The sequence below is a fragment of the Nonomuraea sp. GTA35 genome (assembly GCF_041950525.1).
GTDB lineage: Bacteria > Actinomycetota > Actinomycetes > Streptosporangiales > Streptosporangiaceae > Nonomuraea.
The window spans coordinates 57,672-77,999 of the sequence record NZ_JBGNUV010000021.1 but is presented as its reverse complement, the minus strand read 5'-3'; the positions used below and the strand labels follow the sequence as shown (position 1 = coordinate 77,999).

The following is a 20,328-nucleotide window of genomic DNA, read 5'->3' as shown; positions in this document are numbered from 1 at the left end:
CCGGATGTGATCCCGTAGTGCCGTGTCAGCGCGACAACGGCCCGGTGTCAGCGCGCCCGGCGATGGTGGGCGCCATGAACAGGTCAGCGATGGTCGCCCGCGCCCCTTCCCGTCACATCCCCGCTATTCGGTGTTGCTAGGTACCAGTAGTCGGTGTTACTTTGTACCGGTAGTCAGCAACACCGAGTAGCTGGAAGGGGGTGTTCCATGGGCAAGCTCGTGACGGAGATGCTCAAGGGAACGCTGGAGGGCATCGTCCTGGCGATCCTGGCCGGCCGGCCCGCCTACGGCTACGAGATCACCGCCTGGCTGCGTGACCAGGGCTTCTCCGACATCGCCGAGGGCACCATCTACGCCCTGCTGGTCAGGATCGAGCAGCGTGGCCTGGTCGACGTGCGGAAGGTCCCGTCGGAGAAGGGGCCGCCGCGCAAGGTGTACTCCCTCAACGCCCAGGGGCGGGGATACCTGGAGGAGTTCTGGAGGACCTGGAGCTTCCTCGCCGAACGACTCGAACAGCTTCGCGAAGGAGGCGAGTAGACGTGGCCGACGAGCCGAAAAGCCGCTACCTGCACTACCTGGAGATCGTCACCGGCTCTCTGGAGGAGAAGAAGCGCTGGCGGCAGTACAAGGCGCGCGTCAAGCGGCTGCCCGAGAACTACCGCATCGCGGTCGAGGCGCTGGAGCGCTACCTGATGCACTTCGGGCCGGCCGACGGCGCCGGCGCGATGACGATGTGGGAGGACCTGGCCGAGCTGTTCGAGCAGAGCGCGGCGGACGGAACGCCGATCCGCGACCTGTTCGGCGACGACCCCGTGGAGTTCGTCGAGGCGTTCATGGCCAACTACCCGCTCGGCCAATACCGGAGACGCGAGCGCGAGCGCTTCACCAGCGCCATCGACCGCGCCGCAGGACAAGACAGGACCACGTGATGACGACCCAGCAAGCCCCGGCGATCCAGGTGCACGGCCTGGAGAAGTCCTACAAAGACCTGCACGTGCTGCGTGGCGTGACCTTCGAGGTGGCGCGGGGCAGCATCTTCGCCCTGCTCGGCTCCAACGGAGCCGGCAAGACCACCGCCGTGAAGATCCTGTCCACGCTGCTCAAGCCCGACGCAGGCACCGCCCGCGTCAACGGCTTCGACGTGGCCACGCGGGCCGCGGACGTGCGCGAGTCGATCAGCCTCACCGGGCAGTTCGCCGCCGTGGACGAGATCCTCAGCGGGCGGGAGAACCTCGTGCTGGTCGCCCGCCTGCGGCACCTGAAGGATCCGGGCAAGATCGCCGATGATCTGCTGCGCCGGTTCTCGCTGACGGAGGCGGGCGGGCGGAAGGTCTCGACGTACTCCGGTGGCATGCGCCGCCGCCTCGACATCGCGATGAGCCTGATCGGCAACCCGCCGGTCATCTTCCTCGACGAGCCCACCACCGGCCTCGACCCCCAGGCCCGCATCGAGGTCTGGCAGGCCGTCAAGGACCTCGCCGCGGGCGGCACCACGGTGCTGCTCACCACCCAGTACCTGGACGAGGCCGAACAGCTCGCCGACCGGATCGCGATCCTGCACGAGGGCCGCATCCTCGTCAACGGCACCCTGGACGAGCTCAAGCAGCTGCTCCCGCCCGCGAAGGTCGAATACATCGAGAAGCAGCCGACCCTCGAGGACGTCTTCCTCTCCCTCGTCGGCCCGAAAGCCTGAAGGAACCCCCCATGAGCAAGCATTTCCTCGGCGACACCACCGTCCTGCTGGGACGGTCCCTGCGCCACATCACCCGCAGCCCCGACACCATCATCACGACCGCGATCATGCCGATCGCCATGATGCTGATGTTCGTCTACGTGTTCGGCGGCGCGATCCGGACCGGGTCGGGTTCGTCGTACGTGAACTACATGCTGCCCGGCATCCTGCTCATCACGGTCGCCTCGGGCATCGCCTACACCGCCTACCGGCTGTTCATGGACATGCAGGGCGGCATCTTCGAGCGCTTCCAGTCCATGCCGACCGCGCGGTCGTCGGTGCTGTGGGCGCACGTGCTGACCTCGCTGGTCGCCAACCTGGTCTCGCTCGTGGTGGTGATGCTCGTGGCCCTGCTCATGGGCTTCCGCTCGGGCGCGGGAGTGCTGGCGTGGCTGTCGGTGGCGGGCATCCTGGTCCTGTTCACCCTGGCGCTGACCTGGATCGCCGTCATCCCCGGCCTGTCGGCCAAGACCATGGAAGGGGCGAGCGCGTTCTCCTACCCGCTCATCTTCCTGCCCTTCCTCAGCTCGGCCTTCGTGCCCACCGACACCATGCCCGGCCCGCTGCGCGTCTTCGCCGAGAACCAGCCGGTGACCTCCATCGTCAACGCCGTCCGCGCCCTGTTCGCCGAGCAGCCGGTCGGCAACGACATCTGGATCGCCCTGGCCTGGTGCGCCGGCATCCTCGTCGTCGCCTACGCCTTCGCCATGAACACCTACCGCCGCAAGATCTCCTAGAAGGAAGAATTCATGACTGACTCCCTCCACACCCTCGCCACGATGCCGACCGAGCGCCGGCCCGGCTGCCCCTTCGACCCGCCCCAGGAGCTGACCGAGGCCCGCGAGCACGGCCCGATCAGCCGCTTCCCCTTCCCCGACGGCCACCAGGGCTGGATCGTCACCGGCTTCGACCTGACCCGGCAGATCCTGGCCGACCCGCGCTTCAGCTCCCGCCGCGAGCTCATGAAACACCATCCGATCATCAACTACGGCGACATCGAGGTCCCCCCGGCGCCGCCCGGCGAGTTCCTGCTGATGGACGAGCCGCAGCACGGCCGCTACCGCAAGCCGTTGGTCGGCAAGTTCACCGTCCGGCGGATGCGGCTGCTCACCGAGCGGGTCGAGCAGATCACCGCCGAGCACCTGGACGCCATGGAGAAGGCCGGGCCGACGGCCGACCTGGTGACCGCGTTCGCCAAGCCCATCCCCGCCATCGTCATCTGCGAGCTGCTCGGCGTCCCCTACGAGGACCGGGGTCGCTTCCAGCAGAACATCGACACCTTCCTCGGCGGCGAGGCCAGCGACGAGGAACTGGGCGCCGCCTACGTCGCGGTCCAGCAATACCTCGCCGAACTGGTCGCCGCCAAGCGCGCCAACCCCACCGACGACGTGCTCAGCGACCTGACCGACAGCGACCTGACCGACGAGGAGCTGCAGGGCATGGCCCTGATCCTGCTGTCGGCCGGCTTCGACACCACCGCCAACATGCTCGCGCTGGGCACCTTCGCCCTGCTGCAGAACCCCGACCAGCTCGCCGCGCTGCGCGCCGACCCTGCCCTCACCGACCAGGCCGTGGAAGAGCTGCTGCGCTACCTCACCGTCGCCAAGCAGTTCTTCCGGGTCGCGCTGGAGGACGTCGAGCTGGCCGGCCACACCATCACCGCCGGCACGACGATCATCCTGGCCCTCAACACCGCCAACCGCGACCCCGAACGCTTCACCGACCCCCACACCCTCGACATCCACCGCCAGGACGGCGGCCACCTGGCCTTCAGCCACGGCATCCACCAGTGCCTGGGCCAGCAGCTCGCCCGCGTCGAGATGCGCGTCGCCTTCCCCGCACTGCTCAACCGCTTCCCCACGCTGCGCCTGGCCGTACCCGCCGAACAGGTCGCCCTGCGCCCGGAGCTCGCCGACATCTACGGCGTCAAGAGCCTCCCGGTCACCTGGGACGCGTAACCCCCCGCTCAGGCCCACGGGCCTGAGCGGATGTCGCCTCCACGACGCCGCCACGGTCGGCGGGCGTTCGCGGCGTGACGGGGTGGCAGGGCGTACGCCGCCGCGCGGGTTCTCGACGTCGCCTGTCCGGCGCGGGATCAGACGCGGGTGCGCGTGGAGGATCGACTGGCCCCGGCTCGAAACGGCCGTGGGACTCGGGCTCGCCGGGGAAGGGCCGTACGATGGCACATCATGCCGTCGGGAGGGTAGAGGTCCGTGTCCGATGACCGCGCATGGCACCGGGATCCCCGCCGAGGTGCGAGCCGTTCACCCCACACTGCCAGGGCTGCCTTCGGACGCGATCGGACGGGCTGGTGGGTGGCCGGGGCGCTGGTCCTCACGTTCGCCCTCGCGGTCGCGGCCACGCTCTACACGGTGACCCCGCGCGAGCCCGCGCCGATGCCGGCGGAGCAGGCGCCGGAGCAGGTGCCGGCGGGGTGGCGGCTGGTCTGGGCCGACGAGTTCGACGGGCCCGCCGGCCCGCCGGACCCGGCGAAGTGGAACCTGGTGGACGACCATCTCGGCTACAACAACGAGCTGGAGTACTACACGCCGCGCAACGCGGTCGTGGACGGTGAGGGGCGGCTGGTCATCACCGCCAGGTCCGACGACGCGGGCGGCCACGACTGCAGCCCCCGCGTGTGCGCGGCCACCTCGGCGCGGTTGTTCACGGCGGGCAAGTTCGTCCAGCGCTACGGGCGCATCGAGGCCCGCATCAAGTTACCCGAGGGTCAGGGCATGTGGCCGGCCTTCTGGGCGCGGCGCTCCCCGCAGGGCAGCGGGCGCGGGGAGATCGACATCATGGAGCATCTCGGGCGCGAGCCGGACACCGTCCACGGCAGCCTGCACGGGGAGCAGGGCTACGACGAGCAGAACACCTACCGGCTGCCCGGCGGGGGCAGGTTCGCCGACGACTTCCACGTCTTCGCCGCCGACTGGTATCCCGACCGCATCTCCTTCCTGGTCGACGGGCAGGTCTACGCCACCGAGCACAAGGCGGACGCGCCGCCCGGCGGCTGGGACTTCGACGTCCCGTACTACCTGCTGCTCAACCTGGCCGTGGGCGGCGACTGGCCGGGCCCGCCCGACTCGACGACCCGCTTCCCGCAGCAGATGATCGTGGACCACGTCCGCGTGTACGCCGCTACGAGCGATCCGCCGCGCTGACCCCGGCACGCCGTCCGGCGGTGAAGCTGGCGATCAGCACGCCGGCTCCCAGCAGCAGCGACAGGCCCTGCGCGAGCGTCCAGCCGAGTGCCGCCGCCGTCAGCCCGTACGGGAGCAGCGCCGCCACCAGCCCCAGCACCAGGGCCGCGTTGGCGCCGTTCATGAAGACGTACGCGCCCGTGCGGTCCCGGCTGATCAGGATCGTGTCCACCAGGTAGTTCCCCGCGCCGACCAGCGCCGCCAGGGCCAGGACCCGGAGCGTCTGCGCCGCCTGCGCCGAGTAGCCCTCCCCGAACGCCCGCAGGATGTACGGCGCGCCGGCCACGATCACCGCGACGGCCGGCACGAGCAGGCCGTAGATGCCCGCCACGGCCTTGCGCAGGTACCGGCGCAGCGAGATCCGCTGCGCCTCGGCGAACAGCACCTGCGCGCTCGTCGACGGGATGAAGTTGAGGAACGCCGCCACCTGGAAGGCGATCGCGAAGTACGCCGCCGCCTGCGGCCCCTGGATGGCCAGCACCTCCAGCGGCACCACGGTGCTCGGCAACATGCCGAGCGCGGTCGCCAGGTAGCCGGCGGCCGAGAACGGCAGGTACCGCCGCAGCAGCTCGACCGGCCGGGCGCGGTCCGCGGTGGGGCGGCGCAGCCTCCGCCACAGCGCCACCCCGCCGAGCAGGCAGGCGAGCAGGGTGCCGCCGCCGTAGGCGAGGACCAGGCCGGTGAACCCCAGCGGGACCAGCGGCAGCAGCGCGCCGACCTTCAGCACGGTGCCGGCCGCGTTCTTGGCCAGCAGGGCCCCGGTGCCCCGGACCGCCACCAGGCCGGCGTCCAGCGTCCCGCCCACGGCGGTGACCATCACCAGGGCGGTGACCAGCACGATCGTTGCGGGCTGCCGGATCAGCTCCGGGCCGTCCGGCAGCAGCGGCGCCAGGAGCAGCAGTGACAGCAGGGCGAGCACGCCGCCGATCGCGCCGACCGCGGTCACGGCGATCGCCGCCAGGCGGCGCGGGTCGTCTGCCTTGACGAGATGGCGCAGCAGCGTGGTGGGCAGGCCGAGGGAGGCGACGGTGGAGAGCAGGTTGACGCTCGCGGTCACGGCGGTCAGCCAGCCGACGGCCTCGACCGGGTAGTTGCGCGCCGCCAGCGTGAAGAACGCGAAGCCGCCCGCCGCGAGCAGCACCGTGTTCACCAGCAGCAGGAAGGTGCCGCGCACCAGGACGTCACGGAAGAACGAGCGGACGCGCTCCCCCGTCCGCCCGCCTGCCGGATCGGGGGGCACGTGCTCCCCCGTCCGCCCGCGTTCCTCCGCCTGCCGGTCCCGGTGCCGCAGGACGGTGGCGTAGCCGTTGCGGGTCGCGTGGGCGATCTCGGGCCAGCCGGTGCCGTTCACGTGCTCCAGCGCCGCCCGCGACATCCCCGCCAGCGCCGCCGCGTCCCAGCCCGCCGCCTCCCGCAGGGCCGCGGTGAGCCCGGCGACGCCGCCGCGGTAGCAGGCAAGGGCGGCGGGCGGCAGCCCCGCCAGGGCGGGCAGCTCCGGGACGATCAGCGGCCGGCCGTGGGCGAGCGCGAGCAGCGCGCTGCCGCTGGTGGTGATCTCGCGGAACGGCAGCACGACGACGTCGCCCACCGCGAACAGCCCGGCGACGTCCTCGTCGCGCACCCGTCCGAGCCGCAGCTCCACCCGGTCGTCGGCGGCGGCCGACGCCTCCAGCCGGGCGGCGAGCGCCGGGTCCGGGCACGATCCGGCGACGACGAGGCGCACGTCCAGCCCGCCGGGCAGCGCCGTGAAGGCGGCGAGCAGGTCCTCGACCCCCTTGTACGGCTCGATCCGCCCGAAGAACAGGAACGTGCGGGGCCCGCCCGGCCGGCCCGGCGGCGGCATCGGCGGAGCCGGGAAGGGCCCGTGCGGGATCACCACGGCCCTGGACGGCGCCGCCCCCAGGGCCGCCAGCCGGTCCAGCGCCGTCGAGTGGTGGGCGATCACGAGGTCGCAGCGCCGTACCAGCGTGCGCCGGGCGGCCGCGTCGTCGGCGAAGACGGGCCGGTGCGGCAGCACGTTGTGCGCGGTCCACACCAGCCGCAGGCCGAGCAGCCGCACCAGGCCGAGAACGGCGGCGAACCAGAGCTGGGCCGCCCGCCGCGTCCGGGCCCCGCCCGGCAGCGCGAACTTCCACACCCAGTGCAGGTGCACGATCCGGGCACCGGCCAGCCGCCGGGCGGCCAGCTCGGCGGGCAGCAGCAGGAGGTTGAGCGTGTGGGAGGGGGTCAGCTCGCCCAGGTAGCGGACGCGGACGCCGCTCTCGCGTAACCCGGCGTGCAGCAGCTCCTGGTACGGGTTGCTGTCACGGGGGAAGACCAGCACCTTCATCGGCGGGCGCGACCGCGGGGGGCGAGGAGTTCGGCGAGCACGCCCGCGCCGTACACCAGGTGGTCGGCCAGCACCCGCACCGGACCGTTGTGCCGGTTGCGCCAGGCCGGCACCAGCAGCAGCGCCGGATAGTACGGGAACCACAGGGTCAGCGGCAGGCCGAGCAGGAAGAGGGGGTAGACCAGGACCATCGGCTCCCGGCGCACCAGGTCCGCCCGGCGCCCGCGGTGCTTGAGGTAGAGCCGGGCGCGGGCCTTGCCGTAGACGTAGGAGCGGCGGAGCTGCCGGCGGCGGTCCCCCCAGTCGTGGGTGACGATCGCGTCCCCGGCGCTGCGGATGCGGTGCCCGGCGTCCTGGACCCGCCAGCTGAAGTCGACGTCGGAGCCGTACCCGAACGTCTCGTCGAAGCCGGCGACCTCGTCGAGGACCTCCCGGCGGACGGCCAGGTTGCCGGTGCCGCACTCGCGGAGGTAGCGGGCGGTGGCCCGGCGGCGGGCGTCGGCGTCGTACAGGCTGTCGTGCCCCTCGGGGCCGGTGACCAGCCCCGACACGACGCTCTCGCCCTCGTCGAGCAGCGGCGTGACGAGGGCGCGCAGCCAGCCGTCCCGGGGGAGGCAGCCCGCGTCGGTGAACACGACGATCTCCCCGCCGGCGGCGCGCACGCCGGCGTTGCGCTGGTGCGGGATGGTGACGCGGGCGCCGGGCGGCGGGGTGAAGGCCGTCCACCGCACGTGCGGGTGGGCGGCGGCGACGGCGTCGAGCCGGCCTTCCGAGGCGTCCACGACGATGATCTCGTACGGCAGGCCGGCGGCCCCGGCCGCGCGGGTGACGCCGCCGAGGGTGCCGTCGAGCGCGGGCTCGTCCTTGCTGATGATGACGATAGAGATCATCGGTGGAAGACCTTCGTGACTCCGCTCGTGTAGACGAGATCGTAGTGCGCCTCGATGAAGCCGGTCGGGAACGCGTACAGGGCGAGCTGGTTGTCGAACAGCGACCTGGCGCGGCCGACCTCGGTGTTGGCCCAGCTCGCGTACACCCAGGCCCGCCGGTCCAGGGTCAAGGGGGTGATGTCGGTCTGGATCCGCCGCCCGGGGCCGAGCTCGGCGAACAGGCGCAGCTGCGCGTACCGGTCGGCGTAGAGGCGGTCGGGAGAGCCGCGGGCCGCCTCCTCCAGCCAGCGCGCCCCCGCCAGCTCGGCCTCGTACATGCAGTACCGCTCGCAGTCCTCGCCGCGCGTCGAGAGGTTGGTCGCCCGCTCCCCGCCGAGCAGCACGTTGTCCAGGCCGCTGCCGGTCGTGAAGGTGACCACGACCGCCGCTCCGGCCAGCCCGTACGTCGTGCGGCGGAGCACGAGGGGGAGCTTGGCCGCCGAGACGCGGTGCAGCAGCCAGAACATGGCGATGGTGAGGAGCGTCAGCGCCTGCAGATGGGCGCGGCTCTGGTTGTAGGAGGCGGCGAGGGTGCCGGAGACGCGCAGCAGCACCAGGGCGCCCAGCATCGGAACGGCCAGCACGCCGATCCGGCGGACCAGCCACGAGGAGTGGCGGCGCACGGCCATGACGATGGCGCCGATCAGGGCGAGCAGGTTCGCCAGCTGCTGGATCAGCAGCACGCCGAGGTCGAGCGACGCGCTCACCTCGGGTGCCACCTTCGAGGGGACGGGCACGCCCGCGTCCCCGAGTGCCCAGCGGGGATCGTCCGCGTCGGCGGCGGGCGTCACGGCGGCCTTGGGCGGGCGGTACTTGGGCACCACCCGCTTGGCGTACAGGTACGTCGGGATGCGGGTCACGTCGGTGCCCCGCAGGTAGGCGGACAGCAGCGTGCCGGCGGTCTCGGCGCCGGGCAGCAGCCGCAGGCCCTCGGAGCTCAGCGCGGTGCGGAACTCGCCGATGTTGGCCGTCGACCGGGTGATCGGGACGTACCAGAGCACCCCGGCGAGCAGCCCCGGCAGCAGCGCCGCCGCGACCGCGCGCGGCGCGATCCTCGGCCGCCGCAGGGCCCACAGCACGGCCTGCAGGACCAGCGCCCCGCCGAGCATCACGGCCGTGAAGTACGCGGTCGTGTAGTGCGAGACCACGATGCCCGCCCCGAACAGGCCCAGCAACACCGCCTTGGGCAGGTGCCGCAGCCGGGCGTCGAGCAGGGCCCCGCACAGCGCCGCGAACAGCAGCATGGCGATCTCCTGCCGGGCCAGCGCGGGGAACTGCTGCGACAGCGCGCCCTGCGCCGTCACGAACGCGGCGGCGGCGAACGCCCACTGCCCCGGCAGGAAGCGCCTGGCGAGGTGGAAGATCGCGACGGGGAACATCGCGAAGATCGCCGGGTAGACGACCTTGAGCACCAGCAGGACCGGCAGCCCGGTCAGGGCGTGCAGCTGGGCGGGCAGGACGGTGATGCTGAGCATCGCCCCGTACGCGTCGGGGTGCGGCCCCGTCACCCAGATCCCCGAGGTCGCCGTCTCCTGGGCGACGGCGTACTCGGAGGCGATGTCGAACCCGTAGACCAGCTCGCCGCGCAGCGCGTACGACCACATCATGGCCAGCGAGACCGCGTACAGCAGCACGGCCGGCCGGCCGTCCCCGAGCCGCCCGGCCCTGACGATCCCGAAGGCCAGCACGAGCACGCAGCCGGCGACGGCCGCGATCGCCACCTCGGGGCCGTACCCGTGGTTGAGCCGCAGCGCGCCCGCCGCGGCGAGCAGCGGCAGCAGCAACGGCAGCGACAGCCACCCGGCGGAAGGCAGGGACCGCCAGGGGACCGCCGTCTCCAGCGGCGCCCTCGCCCCGGCGAGGAACAAACCCAGGCAGAACAGCATGAGCCCGGCGAGCAGCGGCCCGGCCCGCAGCGGCGTCCCCGGGTCCGCGCCGGGGCCGAACACCGCGTCGAGGACGGCGCCGTCGGCCAGCGGCACGAGCAGGGTGACCGCGAGACCGGACACCATGAGCACGACCAGCGACGCGGCCGGCACGTACAGCGGGAACGCCGCCACCCGGTGGCCCGGCACCCGCAACGCGCGCAGCAGCAGGCAACCGGGCACGACCAGCAGGAGCGGCACGAGCAGCAGCTGGGCCGCCCAGAGGTGGCGCACCTGGGTCAGGCCGACGATCAGGACGAGGGCCGCGCCGTACAGCACCATCCGCCTGTCCTGCTCGCGGACGGTCACGTGCTCTGCCCTCCACCCCGGCCGGCCCTGTCCCCGGCGAACATGCGGCGGAAGGCCCACAGACCGTGCAGGAAGCCGACATTCTCGCACGCTTCCTGGGCGAGCCGGAGGTACGGGTCGGCGAGCGCCTCGATCCTGCCCGCCAGCGCGTTCCGCAGCCCCACCGGGTAGAGCGGCAGGGGCAGCAGCACGGCCACCACCGCGAGCGCCGGCCACCGGAAGGCCGCCAGGGTGAGGCCCGCGACGAGCACCGGCCACGGGAACAGCGTCGGCCGCACCCCCGGCCACTTCAGGTACTGCATGGCGGCGCCCCGCCCGTACGCGAGGCTGCGGCGCAGCATCCCGCGCACCGTGGGCGTGTACCGGTGCCCGACCGGCGCGTCGGGGACGAAGACCAGCCGTCCCGGCCCGTCCCGCCGCAGCCTGCGGGACAGGTCCTCCTCCTCGGCCGCGTACCGGAACCTGGTGTCGAAACCGCCGGCGGCCAGCAGCCGCTCCCGCTCGAACGACATGTTGCCGCCGCTGAAGGCGTGGACGTCGCGCCGCCCGCGCGCCGGCCCGGCCGTCCCCCACTGCCGCCTCAGGTACAACCACAGCCGGTACGGCAGCGCGGCGCTGACGGTGAGCTCCAGCTCCAGCGGCTCGTGCCGGTTGTTGCGTTCGAGGAAGCGCGGCAGGAAACCGTCCCCGGTCACCGGGACGATCGGGCCGCCCACCCCGGCGACGCCCTCTTCCGCGTAGCCGTCGAGCAGCAGCTCGGCCCAGCGGGGGGACGGCTCGCAGTCGTCGTCGAGGAAGGCCACGACCCGCCCCTTCGCGGCTCGCAGGCCGGTGTCGCGGGCCGCCGCCGCGCCGCGGTTCGTCTCGTGGCGGATGACCGTGGCGCCGTGGTCGCGCGCGACGTCCCCGGTGCCGTCCTGGGACGCGTCGTCCACGACGATGATCTCCAGGTCCGGGTGGGCCCGCAGCGCGTCGAGGGTCCGGCCGAGCCGGGCCGCGCCGTTGTAGGAGCAGATGACGACGGACAGGCTAGGGGGCATCGGGACGGTTCCCGGGGGTGCGGGCGAGGGGGCCGCGGACGGCCTCGTACACGGCGATCGTCCGCGCCGTGACCGTGGCCAGGTCGGTGCCCGGCGTGCGGGTCGCATCGCCTGCGTGTGGAGCGGTGGCGAGGAAGTCGGTGATCGCCGCGGCCAGCCGGTCGGGGGCGCCAGGGGGGACCGCCCACGGGGACCCCTCGAACAGCTCGGCGAGCCCGCCCGCGGTGGTCGCGATCACCGGTACGCCGAAGGCGCGGGCCAGGTTGGCCACCCCGCTCTGCTCGGCGTCCCGGTAGGGCAGCACGACGGCCTCCGCCGCGGCGAACCAGGCCGCGATGTCGCCGTCCGGGACGTACCCGGTGAACACCAGCCGGTCCCGCAGCCCGTACCGGCGTGCCAGGCGGCGCACCGTCGCCTCGTGCAGGTGGTCGCGGGCCTCGAACACCCGGAACGGGCCGTGCCGCCGCCGTACCGCGCCGGCGACCACGACCCGCACATCGTCCAGCGTCGCGGGCGGCAGCGTCGCCATCGCCCGCACCAGGTCGTCGAGCCCCTTGCTGACGTGGACGTGGCCGAAGGCCAGCAGCACGCGGGCGTCCCCCAGCCCGAAGCGGGCGCGCAGGGCGGCGGCGGTGCCGGTCGCGGGCGGCGGCGGCGCGGAGAAGTGGGGGACCACCGTGGCCTTGCCGTCCAGCCCGAGGGCGCCGAGGGTGTCGCGGGCGGCCCGGGTGTGCACGATGAGGCGGCCGCAGCCCCGGGCGAGGCGCCGGTAGAGCGCCCTGCCCGGCCCGCGCAGCAGCGCCGTGTCGCGGCTGACCTCGTGCAGCGTGGCCACCGCAGGGACCCCGGGGGCGGCCAGCCAGCGCGCCACGGCCAGGCTACGGGCGCCGAACGCGGGCACCGCGAACTGCACGTGCACCATGTCGGGCCGGAACCGGGCCACGGCGGCACGCAGCGACGCCGCCCCGCCGCCGCCCAGCGCGCCGACGACCTCAGCGGGCGCGGCGGGATCCGGGCGGGCGGCGACCACGGCGATCTCGTGGCCGCGCTCGCGTACGGCGCGGGCGAGCACGTGCGTGTAGGTGCCGATGCCGTCACGGGCCGGCGGGTAAGGGCTGACGTAGAGGATCCTCACGGCAGCATCGCCTTCACCACGTGGGAGGCGATCGAATCCAGGGCGTACTCGCCGACCCACGCCTCGGCCGGGGCGCCGACCCACGGCCCGGCCAGGGCGCCGCCCGCCGGCTCACCGATCCGGACGTCCCCGGGCCCGCCGAGGGCGCCGTCCGCCGGCTCGTCGAGCGGGCCGTTCGCCGGCTCGTCGAGCGGGCCGTCCGCGGGGTCGTCGAGCGGGCCGTCCGCGGGGTCGTCGAGGGCGGTGGCCAGGGCCGCGGCGAACGCGTCCAGCGTGGGGTCGCAGACGATCCCCCGCCGGCTGCGCCGCACCAGGTGCTGGGCCAGGTTGTCCCTGGCGGAGGTGGTCACCACCGGTACGCCGCAGGCGATCGCCTCCAGCACGGCGATGCCGAAGCCTTCCCTGGTGGACGGGAAGGCGAACACCCGGCCCGCCTTGACCAGCGAGTACACGTCCTTCTGCTCGCTGACGTCGTGCCGGAACTCCACGGCGTGCGCGATGCCGAGCCGCTCCGCCTCCTCGCGCAGCGCGTCGCGTTCCGGGCCGTCGCCGATGATCCGGCAGGTGACCGCGCGTCCGCCCTCCCGCAGCCGGGCGATGGCGGCGAGCAGCAGGTCCAGGCCCTTGTGCCGCATCAGCCTGCTGACCACGACCAGGTCGGTGCGCTGCTCGTGCGGCACGGCCTGGCCGACCCCGTCGAGATCGACCCCGTTGGGCGCGATCGTGATCGGGGTCCGCTCGCCGAGCTCGGCCCGCAGGCGCCGGGCCGTCTCCGGGGAGACGGCGATGATGCGGTCGGGCGCCCGCATCGCCAGCCGCTCGATCCACCACGCCGGCCGCCAGCCGGTGGGCATGCTGTAGCGCCAGTACTCCGGGCCCCACACCTCGTGCCAGGTCGCGACCAGCGGTTTGCGGCGCAGCGTGGCGACCACGCGCAGCGGTAACAGGTGCAGGAACGGGATCTGGTCGACGTTGAGCACGTCGAACCGGTGCCGCAGCAACCGCAGGCAGGCCACCGCGAAGACCAGCGCCTGCCAGGTCGAGCGGACGCCGTTGCGGTACATCGGCAGCAGCGGGGAGATCGCGTGGAACGTGACGCCGCCCTCGGTGCGCACCCGGGGGCCGGGCCACCAGCGCATGGTGAACACGTGGACGTCGGCCTGCGCCGCGAGGTGCGCGTACAGCTCGTAGTAACGGATCTCCCTGCCGCCGAAGCTGTACGGGTGGATGGCATCGGTGACCAGCGCCACCACGGGCCGTCTGGGCACGCGCCTACCCCTCGTCGATGTTCGCGGAGCAGGCGGCGCGGAACGCGATGGCCTCGCCGCCTTCCAGCTGGACCCCGAGAGTGATCGGGCCGGGCTCGCACAGCGCCTTCGTGGGCGGCGTGATGGTCACCGGCTGGCCGTCGGCCAGGGTCACCCGGCCGCTGGCGACGGTACGGGTCCTGCCGGACTCGGTCAGGTGGACCGACCAGGCGTACTCGTGCTGCCGCCCGGTGACGTTGCGGATGGTGAAGGCGGGCGGGACCAGGTACGACGTGGCGGGCACGCGTTCCGGCAGCACCCCGGGCGCGGCGAAGGCCAGCTCGGTGTACCCGACCGGCGCGCCGGCCAGCCCGGCCGTGAGCAGAAGGTGGCGTCCCTGCTCGGTCTGCGCGCCGAGCACGGCCACGACGACCGCGCCGAGGAGGGCGGCTGTCGTGACAGAAGGGGAACGGGGAAATAAGCGCGTCATTTACGGCGTGACTTCACCATGATGCTGATGGGACGGTTGATCCTAGTGTCCCGGAAGGGGCTGGTGCCCCAATTTGATGGCTACGGCGGCACAAACGTTATTTAGGACCGCTCCAAGCGGATGTTTCAGCAGACTTCCCGGCAAAGGAGCACGGCTCAGCGCTGGCGGTACACCCGCACCCAGTCCACGACCATCCGCGCCGGGAAGCGGGTCCCGGCGCTCGGGTTCCCCACCCAGGTGCCGCCGACCTGCAGGTTGAGGATCAGGTAGAAGGGCTTGTCGAACGGCCAGCCGGGATAGCGCGGGTACTGGGCGTACGGCTTGCCGTCCACCCACCAGGTGATGCTCTGGGGCGTCCAGTCCACGCCGTACACGTGGAAACCGGCGTCCAGGCGCTCCGGCAGCCTGATCTGGCCGCCGCCCTTGCGGCCCTTGGAGTGGGTGTAGGCCCTGACGAGATGGGTCTCGTGGCCGCGGTTCTCCATGATGTCGATCTCGCCGTACGTCGCGGAGCCGGAGCTGCCCGCGCCGGTGCGCTTGAGCCAGAACGCCGGCCACAGCCCCTTGCCGAGCGGCAGCTTGATCCGCGCGCTGAACCGCCCGTACGCCTGGTCGAAGGCGCCCCTGGTCTCCAGCCGGGCGGAGCTGTAGTCGCACGGGCCGTACCAGCAGGCCGTGCCGTCCGCGGCCCGCGTCCGCTGGGCGGAGATGACCAGGTGGCCGGAGCCGTCCTGCACCGCGTTGGCCGGGGTGTAGTAGTGCAGCGCCTTGCGGTTCGACCAGCTCGTGCCGGACAGGGCGGTCCACTTGGCGGGGCGGCCCCGCCCGTTGAACTCGTCGGACCAGCTCAGCTTCCAGGAGGCCTCGGGCAGCGCCAGCGGCGGAGGCTCGATCGACTGTGCGGGCGGTGGTGTCGCCTTGCCGTTCCCGGCCACGTCAGCGGGCGTCTCGCCGATGGTGCGCACCCCTGCCGCGCCGGCCGCGACCACGGCGGCGCAGATCGCCGCGGCGAGGATCCAGGTGCGGGAACGGGCCGGGCCGTCAGCCGCTGTCATCGGGCCGGCTCGCGCTCGGACTTCGTTTCGTCGCGCTTCCCATAAATAATGACTTCCGGCGAGGGGCTCCGTCCTGGCCGGGAGAATACCAAAGGGAGAGGCTGCGGTGACCGGAGGTGGTTGGAGGAGCGAGACGGGCGATCCCGGCGGATCGCCCGAGCAGGAAAACGAACAGCCGCCATCGCAGCCCTCGGCGCCGCTCGACGAGCGACTCTCCCAGCCCTCGGCACCGCCGGTCGAACGCTTCTCCCAGCCCTTGGTGCCGCTCGACGAACGGCCTTCGCAGGCTTCGGTGCCGCCGGTCGAGCGCTTCTCTCAGTCCTCGCTGCCGCTGTCCCGGCCGTCGATGCCGTCGATGCCTGCGATGCCGTCCCTGCCGCCGACCACCGAGCTGACCGACCCCGACGTCGGCTACCCGGCGACCGACCCGATGGCTCCTGACCGGCGCAAGCGCTTCCGCTCGCTGCTGATCGGCGGCGCCTCCGTCGCGTTCGCGGTCCTCGTGGCGGGCGGCGTGCTGGTGGCCTCCCGCCAGGGCGACGAGCCGGCGGCCGCGAAGCTGGCGGGCAACCTGTTCGCGGCGGGGCCCGCGGGCAGCGCCGACGGCCGGCAGCTCGAGCTCAACGGCGTCGCCGCCGCGGGCGCCACAGTGGTGGTCGCGGGCGGCGAGGACGCCGACTCCGGCTACCGCACCGAGTTCTTCCTGTCCAAGGACGCGGGCCGCACCTTCGCCCGCGCCCAGGTGCGGACCGCGAAGGGCGAGCCGCCCGTGGCGGGCGAGGTCCCCCGCCATCTCGCGGCCGGCCCCGCGGGCTCCGGCGGGTGGGTCGCGCTCGGCGACCGCGTCGGCGGCACCGTCGTCTGGACGAGCCCCGACGGCGCGGCCTGGACCCGCCAGCCCGACGCCACCGCCAGCCTCGCCTTCGGCCCCCGCGACCGGGTCGCCGACGTCGAGTGGACCGGCGACGGCTTCACCGCCGTGGGCCAGACCTCCGACAAAGGCGACTTCACCGACGCCGCCCCGGTGGTGTGGCTGTCCCGCGACGGCCGGAGCTGGGAGCGCCGGGCCGGCTGGCGGCTCCACCCGCCGACGGGCGGCACCCTGGCCCTCACCCACGTGGCGAGCGTCAAGGACGCCATCGTGGTCCGCGGCGAGAGCTCCACCAAGCCGTACGACATCACCTGGCGCTCGACCGACGCCGGCGAGACCTGGCAGGCGTTCGCCGTCCCCGGCACGTCCCGCAAGCCGGAGCTGGCCTTCGCCGCGACCGCGACGACCATGCTCGCGGTCCGCCAGGACGGCTCCCACGCCACCACCTACGTCTCGCCGGACGGCGTGCGCTGGACGACGGCGGCGAAGATCGACGTCCCGGGCTTCCGGCGGCTGTTACGGCTGACCGCCACGGCGCAGGCGGCGGTCGCCGCGGTCGAGACCGACAGCGGCGTCCGGCTGGTCCGCACCACGGACGGCCGCTCCTGGCAACCCGCGGGCACGACGGCCGAGGGCGCCGAGGTACGCGACGCCATGGCGGCCGCCGACAACACCGTCGTGGTGGGCGCCGACGCGGCCCACGGCGGCACGGGCGCGCTGCTCGCGGTGCGCGACAAGGCCGGCAAGGACGTCCCCACCGGCATCCCCGGCACCACCGGGAGCGGCAAGGTCGTGGACGCCCTCGGCACGGCCGACGGCCGGGTGGTCGCGGTCGGCGGCGCCAGCGGGGAGGCCGCCGTGTGGACCTCCCCGGACGGAGCCACCTGGCAGCACGTCCAGGACAAGGACAAGGCCCTGGCCGGACAGGGGCGGCAGCGGCTGACCGGCATCGCGCCGGGCTTCGCGGGCTGGCTGGCGGTCGGGACGAGCGGCGGGACGCCCGGCCGGCCCCTGGTGGTCACCTCTGCGGACGGCGAGAGCTGGCGGCGGGCCGACGGCGCGCCGGCGTTCCAGGCCGCCGGCACGAACCCGCTGACCGCCCGCGGCACCGCCGCCGGCCCCGACGGCTACGTGATCGTGGGCGAGGACGGGTTCGGCGCCGCCACCTGGTGGTCGCCGGACCTCAAGACCTGGGAGCGCGGCATCCCGGCGGGCGAGGACAACCTCATCGGCACGCAGGCGACCAGGCGCTGGATGAACTCCGTGACCAGCGGCATGTTCGGCTTCGTCGCCGCCGGCGGCGTGACCGACCCCAACGCCTACGGCGGCGTCTTCGTCCGCCGCCCCACCGTGTGGCTCTCGCCCGACGGCCGCAAGTGGTCGCTGGTGCGCCTGCCGATCCCGGCCGGCGTCAACGAGGGCTGGCTGCCCCACATCGCCTCCCACGACGACGTCCTGGTGACCGCCGGCACGGCCGTCACCGGCAACGGCACGGGCACGGCCGCGTTCGGGTACGCCTCGCTCGACGGCGGCCGGAGCTGGCAGCCGATCACGCTGCCCGTGGTGGCAGGCGAGCAGTCCAGCGTCACGGCCGTGGCCGCGACCCCGCGGGGCTTCGTCGTGGCCGGCACCGTGGGCAGGCCCGGCGACGTGGTCATCTGGACGTCGGCGGACGGCCGCTCGTGGAAGCCGGAGCAACCGCGCGGCACCGGCATGTCCGGGCCTGGCGACCAGCGGCTGAGCGCGTTCACCACGGTGGACGGCGAGCTCGTCGGCGTGGGGTCCACGGCGACCGGCCACGGCGACGAGCCGACCGTGTGGCGGCGCCCGCTGCCGGCGCCCTCCGAGGAGGGCGGCGCTCCCTAACCGGTGGTGCCCCACACCCTCAGCGTGGCGTCACCGGCGACCCCGGTGACGGTGGCGCCGTCCCGGCTGAAGGCCACCGAGTAGACCCAGTCGGCCGGCCCGTCCAGCTCGCCGGTGCCGCGCCCGCTCGCCACCTCCCACAGCCGTACCTTGCGGTCATAGCCCCCGCTGGCCAGCGTCCGGCCGTCCGGGCTGAAGGCGACCGCGGTGGCCCAGCCGCGGTGACCGGCGAGCACGGTGCGCTCCTTGCGGGCGGCGACGTCCCACAGCCGGACGGTGCGGTCGGCGCTCGCGCTGGCCAGCGTCTTCCCGTCCGGGCTGAAGGCCACCGAGAAGACCCAGTAGCGGTGGCCGGAGAGCACGGCGGTGGCCTCGCCGGCCGCCGGATGCCACAGCCGGACGGTCCGGTCGTGGCTGGCCGTGGCGATCGTGGCGCCGTCCGGGCTGAACGCCACCGAGTCCACCCAGTCGGTGTGGCCGGTGAGGATCGCGGTGCCGTCGCCCGTCTCGGCGTTCCACAACCGCACGGTCCGGTCGCGGCTGGCGCTGGCCACGGTCCTGCCGTCCGGGCTGAACGCCACCGAACCGACCCCTCCTGTGTGGCCGGTGAGCGTGCCCTTGCCCTCCCCTGAAGGCAGGCTCCACAGCCGTACGGTCCCGTCGTCGCTGCCCGTCGCGAGCGTCTTGCCGTCGGGGCTGAACGCCACCGCGTGCACGCCCTTGGTGTGGCCGTCGAGCGAGGCGGTGACGCGGCGGCCGGCGGCGTCCCACACCTGCACGGCGCCGTCGGCCCCGCCGGTCGCGAACGTCTTCCCGTCCGGGCTGTAGGCGACGGCGTAGGCGGGATCCGGGGAGAGGGTCCGGGTCACCTCCGGCGAGATCACCGGCGTCGTGGGCCCCGGGACGACGGTGGGCCGGGTCACGGCCGTGGGCGTCGCCGGCGTGGCCAGCGCGAGGTACGCGACCGTGGTGACAGCCCCAGCGGCCACCAGCCCGAGTGACGCGGTGACCAGGGTGCGCCGCGACCTGAGGCCAGGGCGAGCACCCGGCCCCACCAGCGACTCCGTCGCCGACACCGGCCCCGAGCCGGAGAGCGGGCCCGAGCCGGAGACCGCACCCGAACCGGAGAGCGGGCCCGAGCCGGAGAGCGGGCCCGAGCCGGAGAGCGGGCCCGAGCCGGAGAGCGGCGCCCCGCCGGAGGCCAGGGACGGCCCGGACAGCGACGATGAGCCGGGCAACGAGGACGAGCCAGGCAGCGAGGGTGACACCGGGCGCGACGGCGCCCCCGTCCTATACGCGGTGCTCTCGCCACCGCCAGACCGCCGCGGCGTCCCGAGCGGGAAGAGGGATTCCTGGCCCGGCGCCTCCCGCGCGGGATCGGGCACGCCGTGGCCGAGCAGGTTGAACAGCACGTCGGTCGCCGTCGGCCGGGCCGCGGGGTTCTTGTCCAGGCAGGCCACCACCAGCGACCGCACCGGCTCGGTGAGCCCGGTGAGGTCCGGCTCCTCGTGGAGTATGCGCTGGAAGAGCGCCGGGATGCTGTCGGTCCCGAACGGCGGCCGCCCGCCCGCCGCGTACGCCATGGTGGCGGCCCAGCTGAACATGTCCGACGCCCCGGTCACCACCCCGGCGCTGAACTGCTCCGGCGCCATGTAGGCAGGCGTCCCGAGGATCTCGCTGCTCTCGGCGACCGTGGAGTCCAGGGCGCGCGCCAGCCCGAAGTCGATCACCCGGGGCCCGTCGGGGCCGCAGACGACGTTGCTGGGCTTGAAGTCGCGGTGCACGATGCCGGCCTGGTGGATGGCGACCAGAGCGGTGACGGTGGCGACCGCCAGCCGCTCCAGCGCGTCGGGGTCGCGGACCCCCTGCGTGGCGATGAGCCGGCTCAGCGAGATGCCCTCGACGTACTGGCTGACCACGTACGGCTGGTCACCGCTGGTGTCGGCGTCGAGCACGCGGGCCGTGCAGAACTGCCGTACCTGCCGGGTGGCGGCGATCTCCTGGAGGAACCGCTCGCGGGCCTGCGGCTCCTCCGACAGCCGGGCGTGCAGCACCTTGATCGCGACGACCTGGCCCTCGGGCGACTCCCCGACGTACACGGTGCCCTGGCCGCCCGCGCCCAGAAAGCCCGTCAGCCGGTAGGGACCTACTTGGCGCGGGTCGGCCGGCCGCAGAGGGCTGAAACTGGGCACACGTA

At 73.6% G+C, this 20,328-nt stretch carries 16 protein-coding genes; 7 read left to right on the top strand and 9 right to left on the bottom strand.

Annotated elements, in window-relative coordinates; all coding sequences use genetic code 11:
- Nucleotides 1–207 precede the first annotated feature (207 nt).
- From ACBJ32_RS53475 to ACBJ32_RS53450, 6 genes are all read left to right on the top strand, one after another.
- Nucleotides 208–537 carry a PadR family transcriptional regulator gene (locus tag ACBJ32_RS53475; RefSeq protein ID WP_375133434.1) on the top strand — a complete coding sequence of 110 codons (330 nt, stop codon included), beginning with the start codon at nucleotides 208–210 and terminating at the stop codon, nucleotides 535–537.
- Between the two features lie 2 nt (nucleotides 538–539).
- On the top strand, nucleotides 540–929 hold the full coding sequence (locus ACBJ32_RS53470; RefSeq protein WP_375133433.1) for a DUF1048 domain-containing protein: 390 nt from the start codon (nucleotides 540–542) through the stop codon (nucleotides 927–929).
- Nucleotides 929–1,693 (top strand): ABC transporter ATP-binding protein, encoded by a 765-nt coding sequence (locus tag ACBJ32_RS53465; RefSeq protein ID WP_375133432.1) that lies wholly within the window; start codon nucleotides 929–931, stop codon nucleotides 1,691–1,693. The genes ACBJ32_RS53470 and ACBJ32_RS53465 overlap by 1 nt, the downstream gene beginning before the upstream one ends.
- An 11-nt stretch (nucleotides 1,694–1,704) precedes the next feature.
- Nucleotides 1,705–2,469 carry an ABC transporter permease gene (locus ACBJ32_RS53460; protein WP_375133431.1) on the top strand — a complete coding sequence of 255 codons (765 nt, stop codon included), beginning with the start codon at nucleotides 1,705–1,707 and terminating at the stop codon, nucleotides 2,467–2,469.
- Between the two features lie 12 nt (nucleotides 2,470–2,481).
- The gene (locus ACBJ32_RS53455; RefSeq protein ID WP_375133430.1) at nucleotides 2,482–3,690 is read left to right on the top strand and encodes a cytochrome P450; all 1,209 of its coding nucleotides are present in this window, start codon (nucleotides 2,482–2,484) and stop codon (nucleotides 3,688–3,690) included.
- 357 nt (nucleotides 3,691–4,047) lie between these two features.
- The gene (locus tag ACBJ32_RS53450) at nucleotides 4,048–4,896 is read left to right on the top strand and encodes a family 16 glycosylhydrolase (protein ID WP_375133429.1); all 849 of its coding nucleotides are present in this window, start codon (nucleotides 4,048–4,050) and stop codon (nucleotides 4,894–4,896) included.
- Here the strand turns inward: ACBJ32_RS53450 and ACBJ32_RS53445 are convergent.
- From ACBJ32_RS53445 to ACBJ32_RS53410, 8 genes are all read right to left on the bottom strand, one after another.
- Nucleotides 4,874–7,264, bottom strand: a complete 2,391-nt coding sequence (locus tag ACBJ32_RS53445; protein ID WP_375133428.1) for a glycosyltransferase — start codon at nucleotides 7,262–7,264, stop codon at nucleotides 4,874–4,876. The genes ACBJ32_RS53450 and ACBJ32_RS53445 overlap by 23 nt on opposite strands.
- On the bottom strand, nucleotides 7,261–8,154 hold the full coding sequence (locus ACBJ32_RS53440) for a glycosyltransferase family 2 protein (protein WP_375133427.1): 894 nt from the start codon (nucleotides 8,152–8,154) through the stop codon (nucleotides 7,261–7,263). Before ACBJ32_RS53440 ends, ACBJ32_RS53445 begins: the two co-directional genes overlap by 4 nt.
- Entirely contained in the window at nucleotides 8,151–10,427 is a 2,277-nt protein-coding gene (locus ACBJ32_RS53435; protein ID WP_375133426.1) for a hypothetical protein, read from the bottom strand. Before ACBJ32_RS53435 ends, ACBJ32_RS53440 begins: the two co-directional genes overlap by 4 nt.
- Nucleotides 10,424–11,467 (bottom strand): glycosyltransferase family 2 protein, encoded by a 1,044-nt coding sequence (locus ACBJ32_RS53430; protein ID WP_375133425.1) that lies wholly within the window; start codon nucleotides 11,465–11,467, stop codon nucleotides 10,424–10,426. Before ACBJ32_RS53430 ends, ACBJ32_RS53435 begins: the two co-directional genes overlap by 4 nt.
- On the bottom strand, nucleotides 11,457–12,602 hold the full coding sequence (locus ACBJ32_RS53425; protein ID WP_375133424.1) for a glycosyltransferase: 1,146 nt from the start codon (nucleotides 12,600–12,602) through the stop codon (nucleotides 11,457–11,459). The genes ACBJ32_RS53430 and ACBJ32_RS53425 overlap by 11 nt, the downstream gene beginning before the upstream one ends.
- Nucleotides 12,599–13,870 carry a glycosyltransferase gene (locus ACBJ32_RS53420; protein WP_375133423.1) on the bottom strand — a complete coding sequence of 424 codons (1,272 nt, stop codon included), beginning with the start codon at nucleotides 13,868–13,870 and terminating at the stop codon, nucleotides 12,599–12,601. The genes ACBJ32_RS53425 and ACBJ32_RS53420 overlap by 4 nt, the downstream gene beginning before the upstream one ends.
- Nucleotides 13,871–13,874: 4 nt before the next feature.
- Entirely contained in the window at nucleotides 13,875–14,339 is a 465-nt protein-coding gene (locus ACBJ32_RS53415; protein ID WP_375133422.1) for a hypothetical protein, read from the bottom strand.
- Between the two features lie 155 nt (nucleotides 14,340–14,494).
- Nucleotides 14,495–15,394: a family 16 glycosylhydrolase gene (locus tag ACBJ32_RS53410; protein WP_375133421.1), complete on the bottom strand. Its 900-nt coding sequence runs from the start codon at nucleotides 15,392–15,394 to the stop codon at nucleotides 14,495–14,497.
- 355 nt (nucleotides 15,395–15,749) lie between these two features.
- On the opposite strand from ACBJ32_RS53410, the gene ACBJ32_RS53405 reads away from it, so the two are divergent.
- Nucleotides 15,750–18,131 (top strand): hypothetical protein, encoded by a 2,382-nt coding sequence (locus ACBJ32_RS53405; protein ID WP_375133420.1) that lies wholly within the window; start codon nucleotides 15,750–15,752, stop codon nucleotides 18,129–18,131.
- On the opposite strand, the gene ACBJ32_RS53400 is transcribed toward ACBJ32_RS53405, so the two are convergent.
- Entirely contained in the window at nucleotides 18,128–20,323 is a 2,196-nt protein-coding gene (locus tag ACBJ32_RS53400; RefSeq protein WP_375133419.1) for a WD40 repeat domain-containing serine/threonine protein kinase, read from the bottom strand. The two genes, ACBJ32_RS53405 and ACBJ32_RS53400, sit on opposite strands and share 4 nt — an antisense overlap.
- Nucleotides 20,324–20,328: the final 5 nt, after the last annotated feature.

What these genes read in the sequence shown, in the direction of transcription:
- ACBJ32_RS53430 (WP_375133425.1), bottom strand. Translation starts at nt 11,467, where the DNA reads ATGCCCCCTAGCCTGTCCGTCGTCATCTGCTCCTACAACGGCGCGGCC.
- ACBJ32_RS53440 (WP_375133427.1), bottom strand. Translation starts at nt 8,154, where the DNA reads ATGATCTCTATCGTCATCATCAGCAAGGACGAGCCCGCGCTCGACGGC.
- ACBJ32_RS53465 (WP_375133432.1), top strand. Translation starts at nt 929, where the DNA reads ATGACGACCCAGCAAGCCCCGGCGATCCAGGTGCACGGCCTGGAGAAG.
- ACBJ32_RS53405 (WP_375133420.1), top strand. Translation starts at nt 15,750, where the DNA reads ATGCCTGCGATGCCGTCCCTGCCGCCGACCACCGAGCTGACCGACCCC.
- ACBJ32_RS53445 (WP_375133428.1), bottom strand. Translation starts at nt 7,264, where the DNA reads ATGAAGGTGCTGGTCTTCCCCCGTGACAGCAACCCGTACCAGGAGCTG.
- ACBJ32_RS53410 (WP_375133421.1), bottom strand. Translation starts at nt 15,394, where the DNA reads ATGACAGCGGCTGACGGCCCGGCCCGTTCCCGCACCTGGATCCTCGCC.
- ACBJ32_RS53455 (WP_375133430.1), top strand. Translation starts at nt 2,482, where the DNA reads ATGACTGACTCCCTCCACACCCTCGCCACGATGCCGACCGAGCGCCGG.
- ACBJ32_RS53460 (WP_375133431.1), top strand. Translation starts at nt 1,705, where the DNA reads ATGAGCAAGCATTTCCTCGGCGACACCACCGTCCTGCTGGGACGGTCC.
- ACBJ32_RS53415 (WP_375133422.1), bottom strand. Translation starts at nt 14,339, where the DNA reads ATGACGCGCTTATTTCCCCGTTCCCCTTCTGTCACGACAGCCGCCCTC.
- ACBJ32_RS53475 (WP_375133434.1), top strand. Translation starts at nt 208, where the DNA reads ATGGGCAAGCTCGTGACGGAGATGCTCAAGGGAACGCTGGAGGGCATC.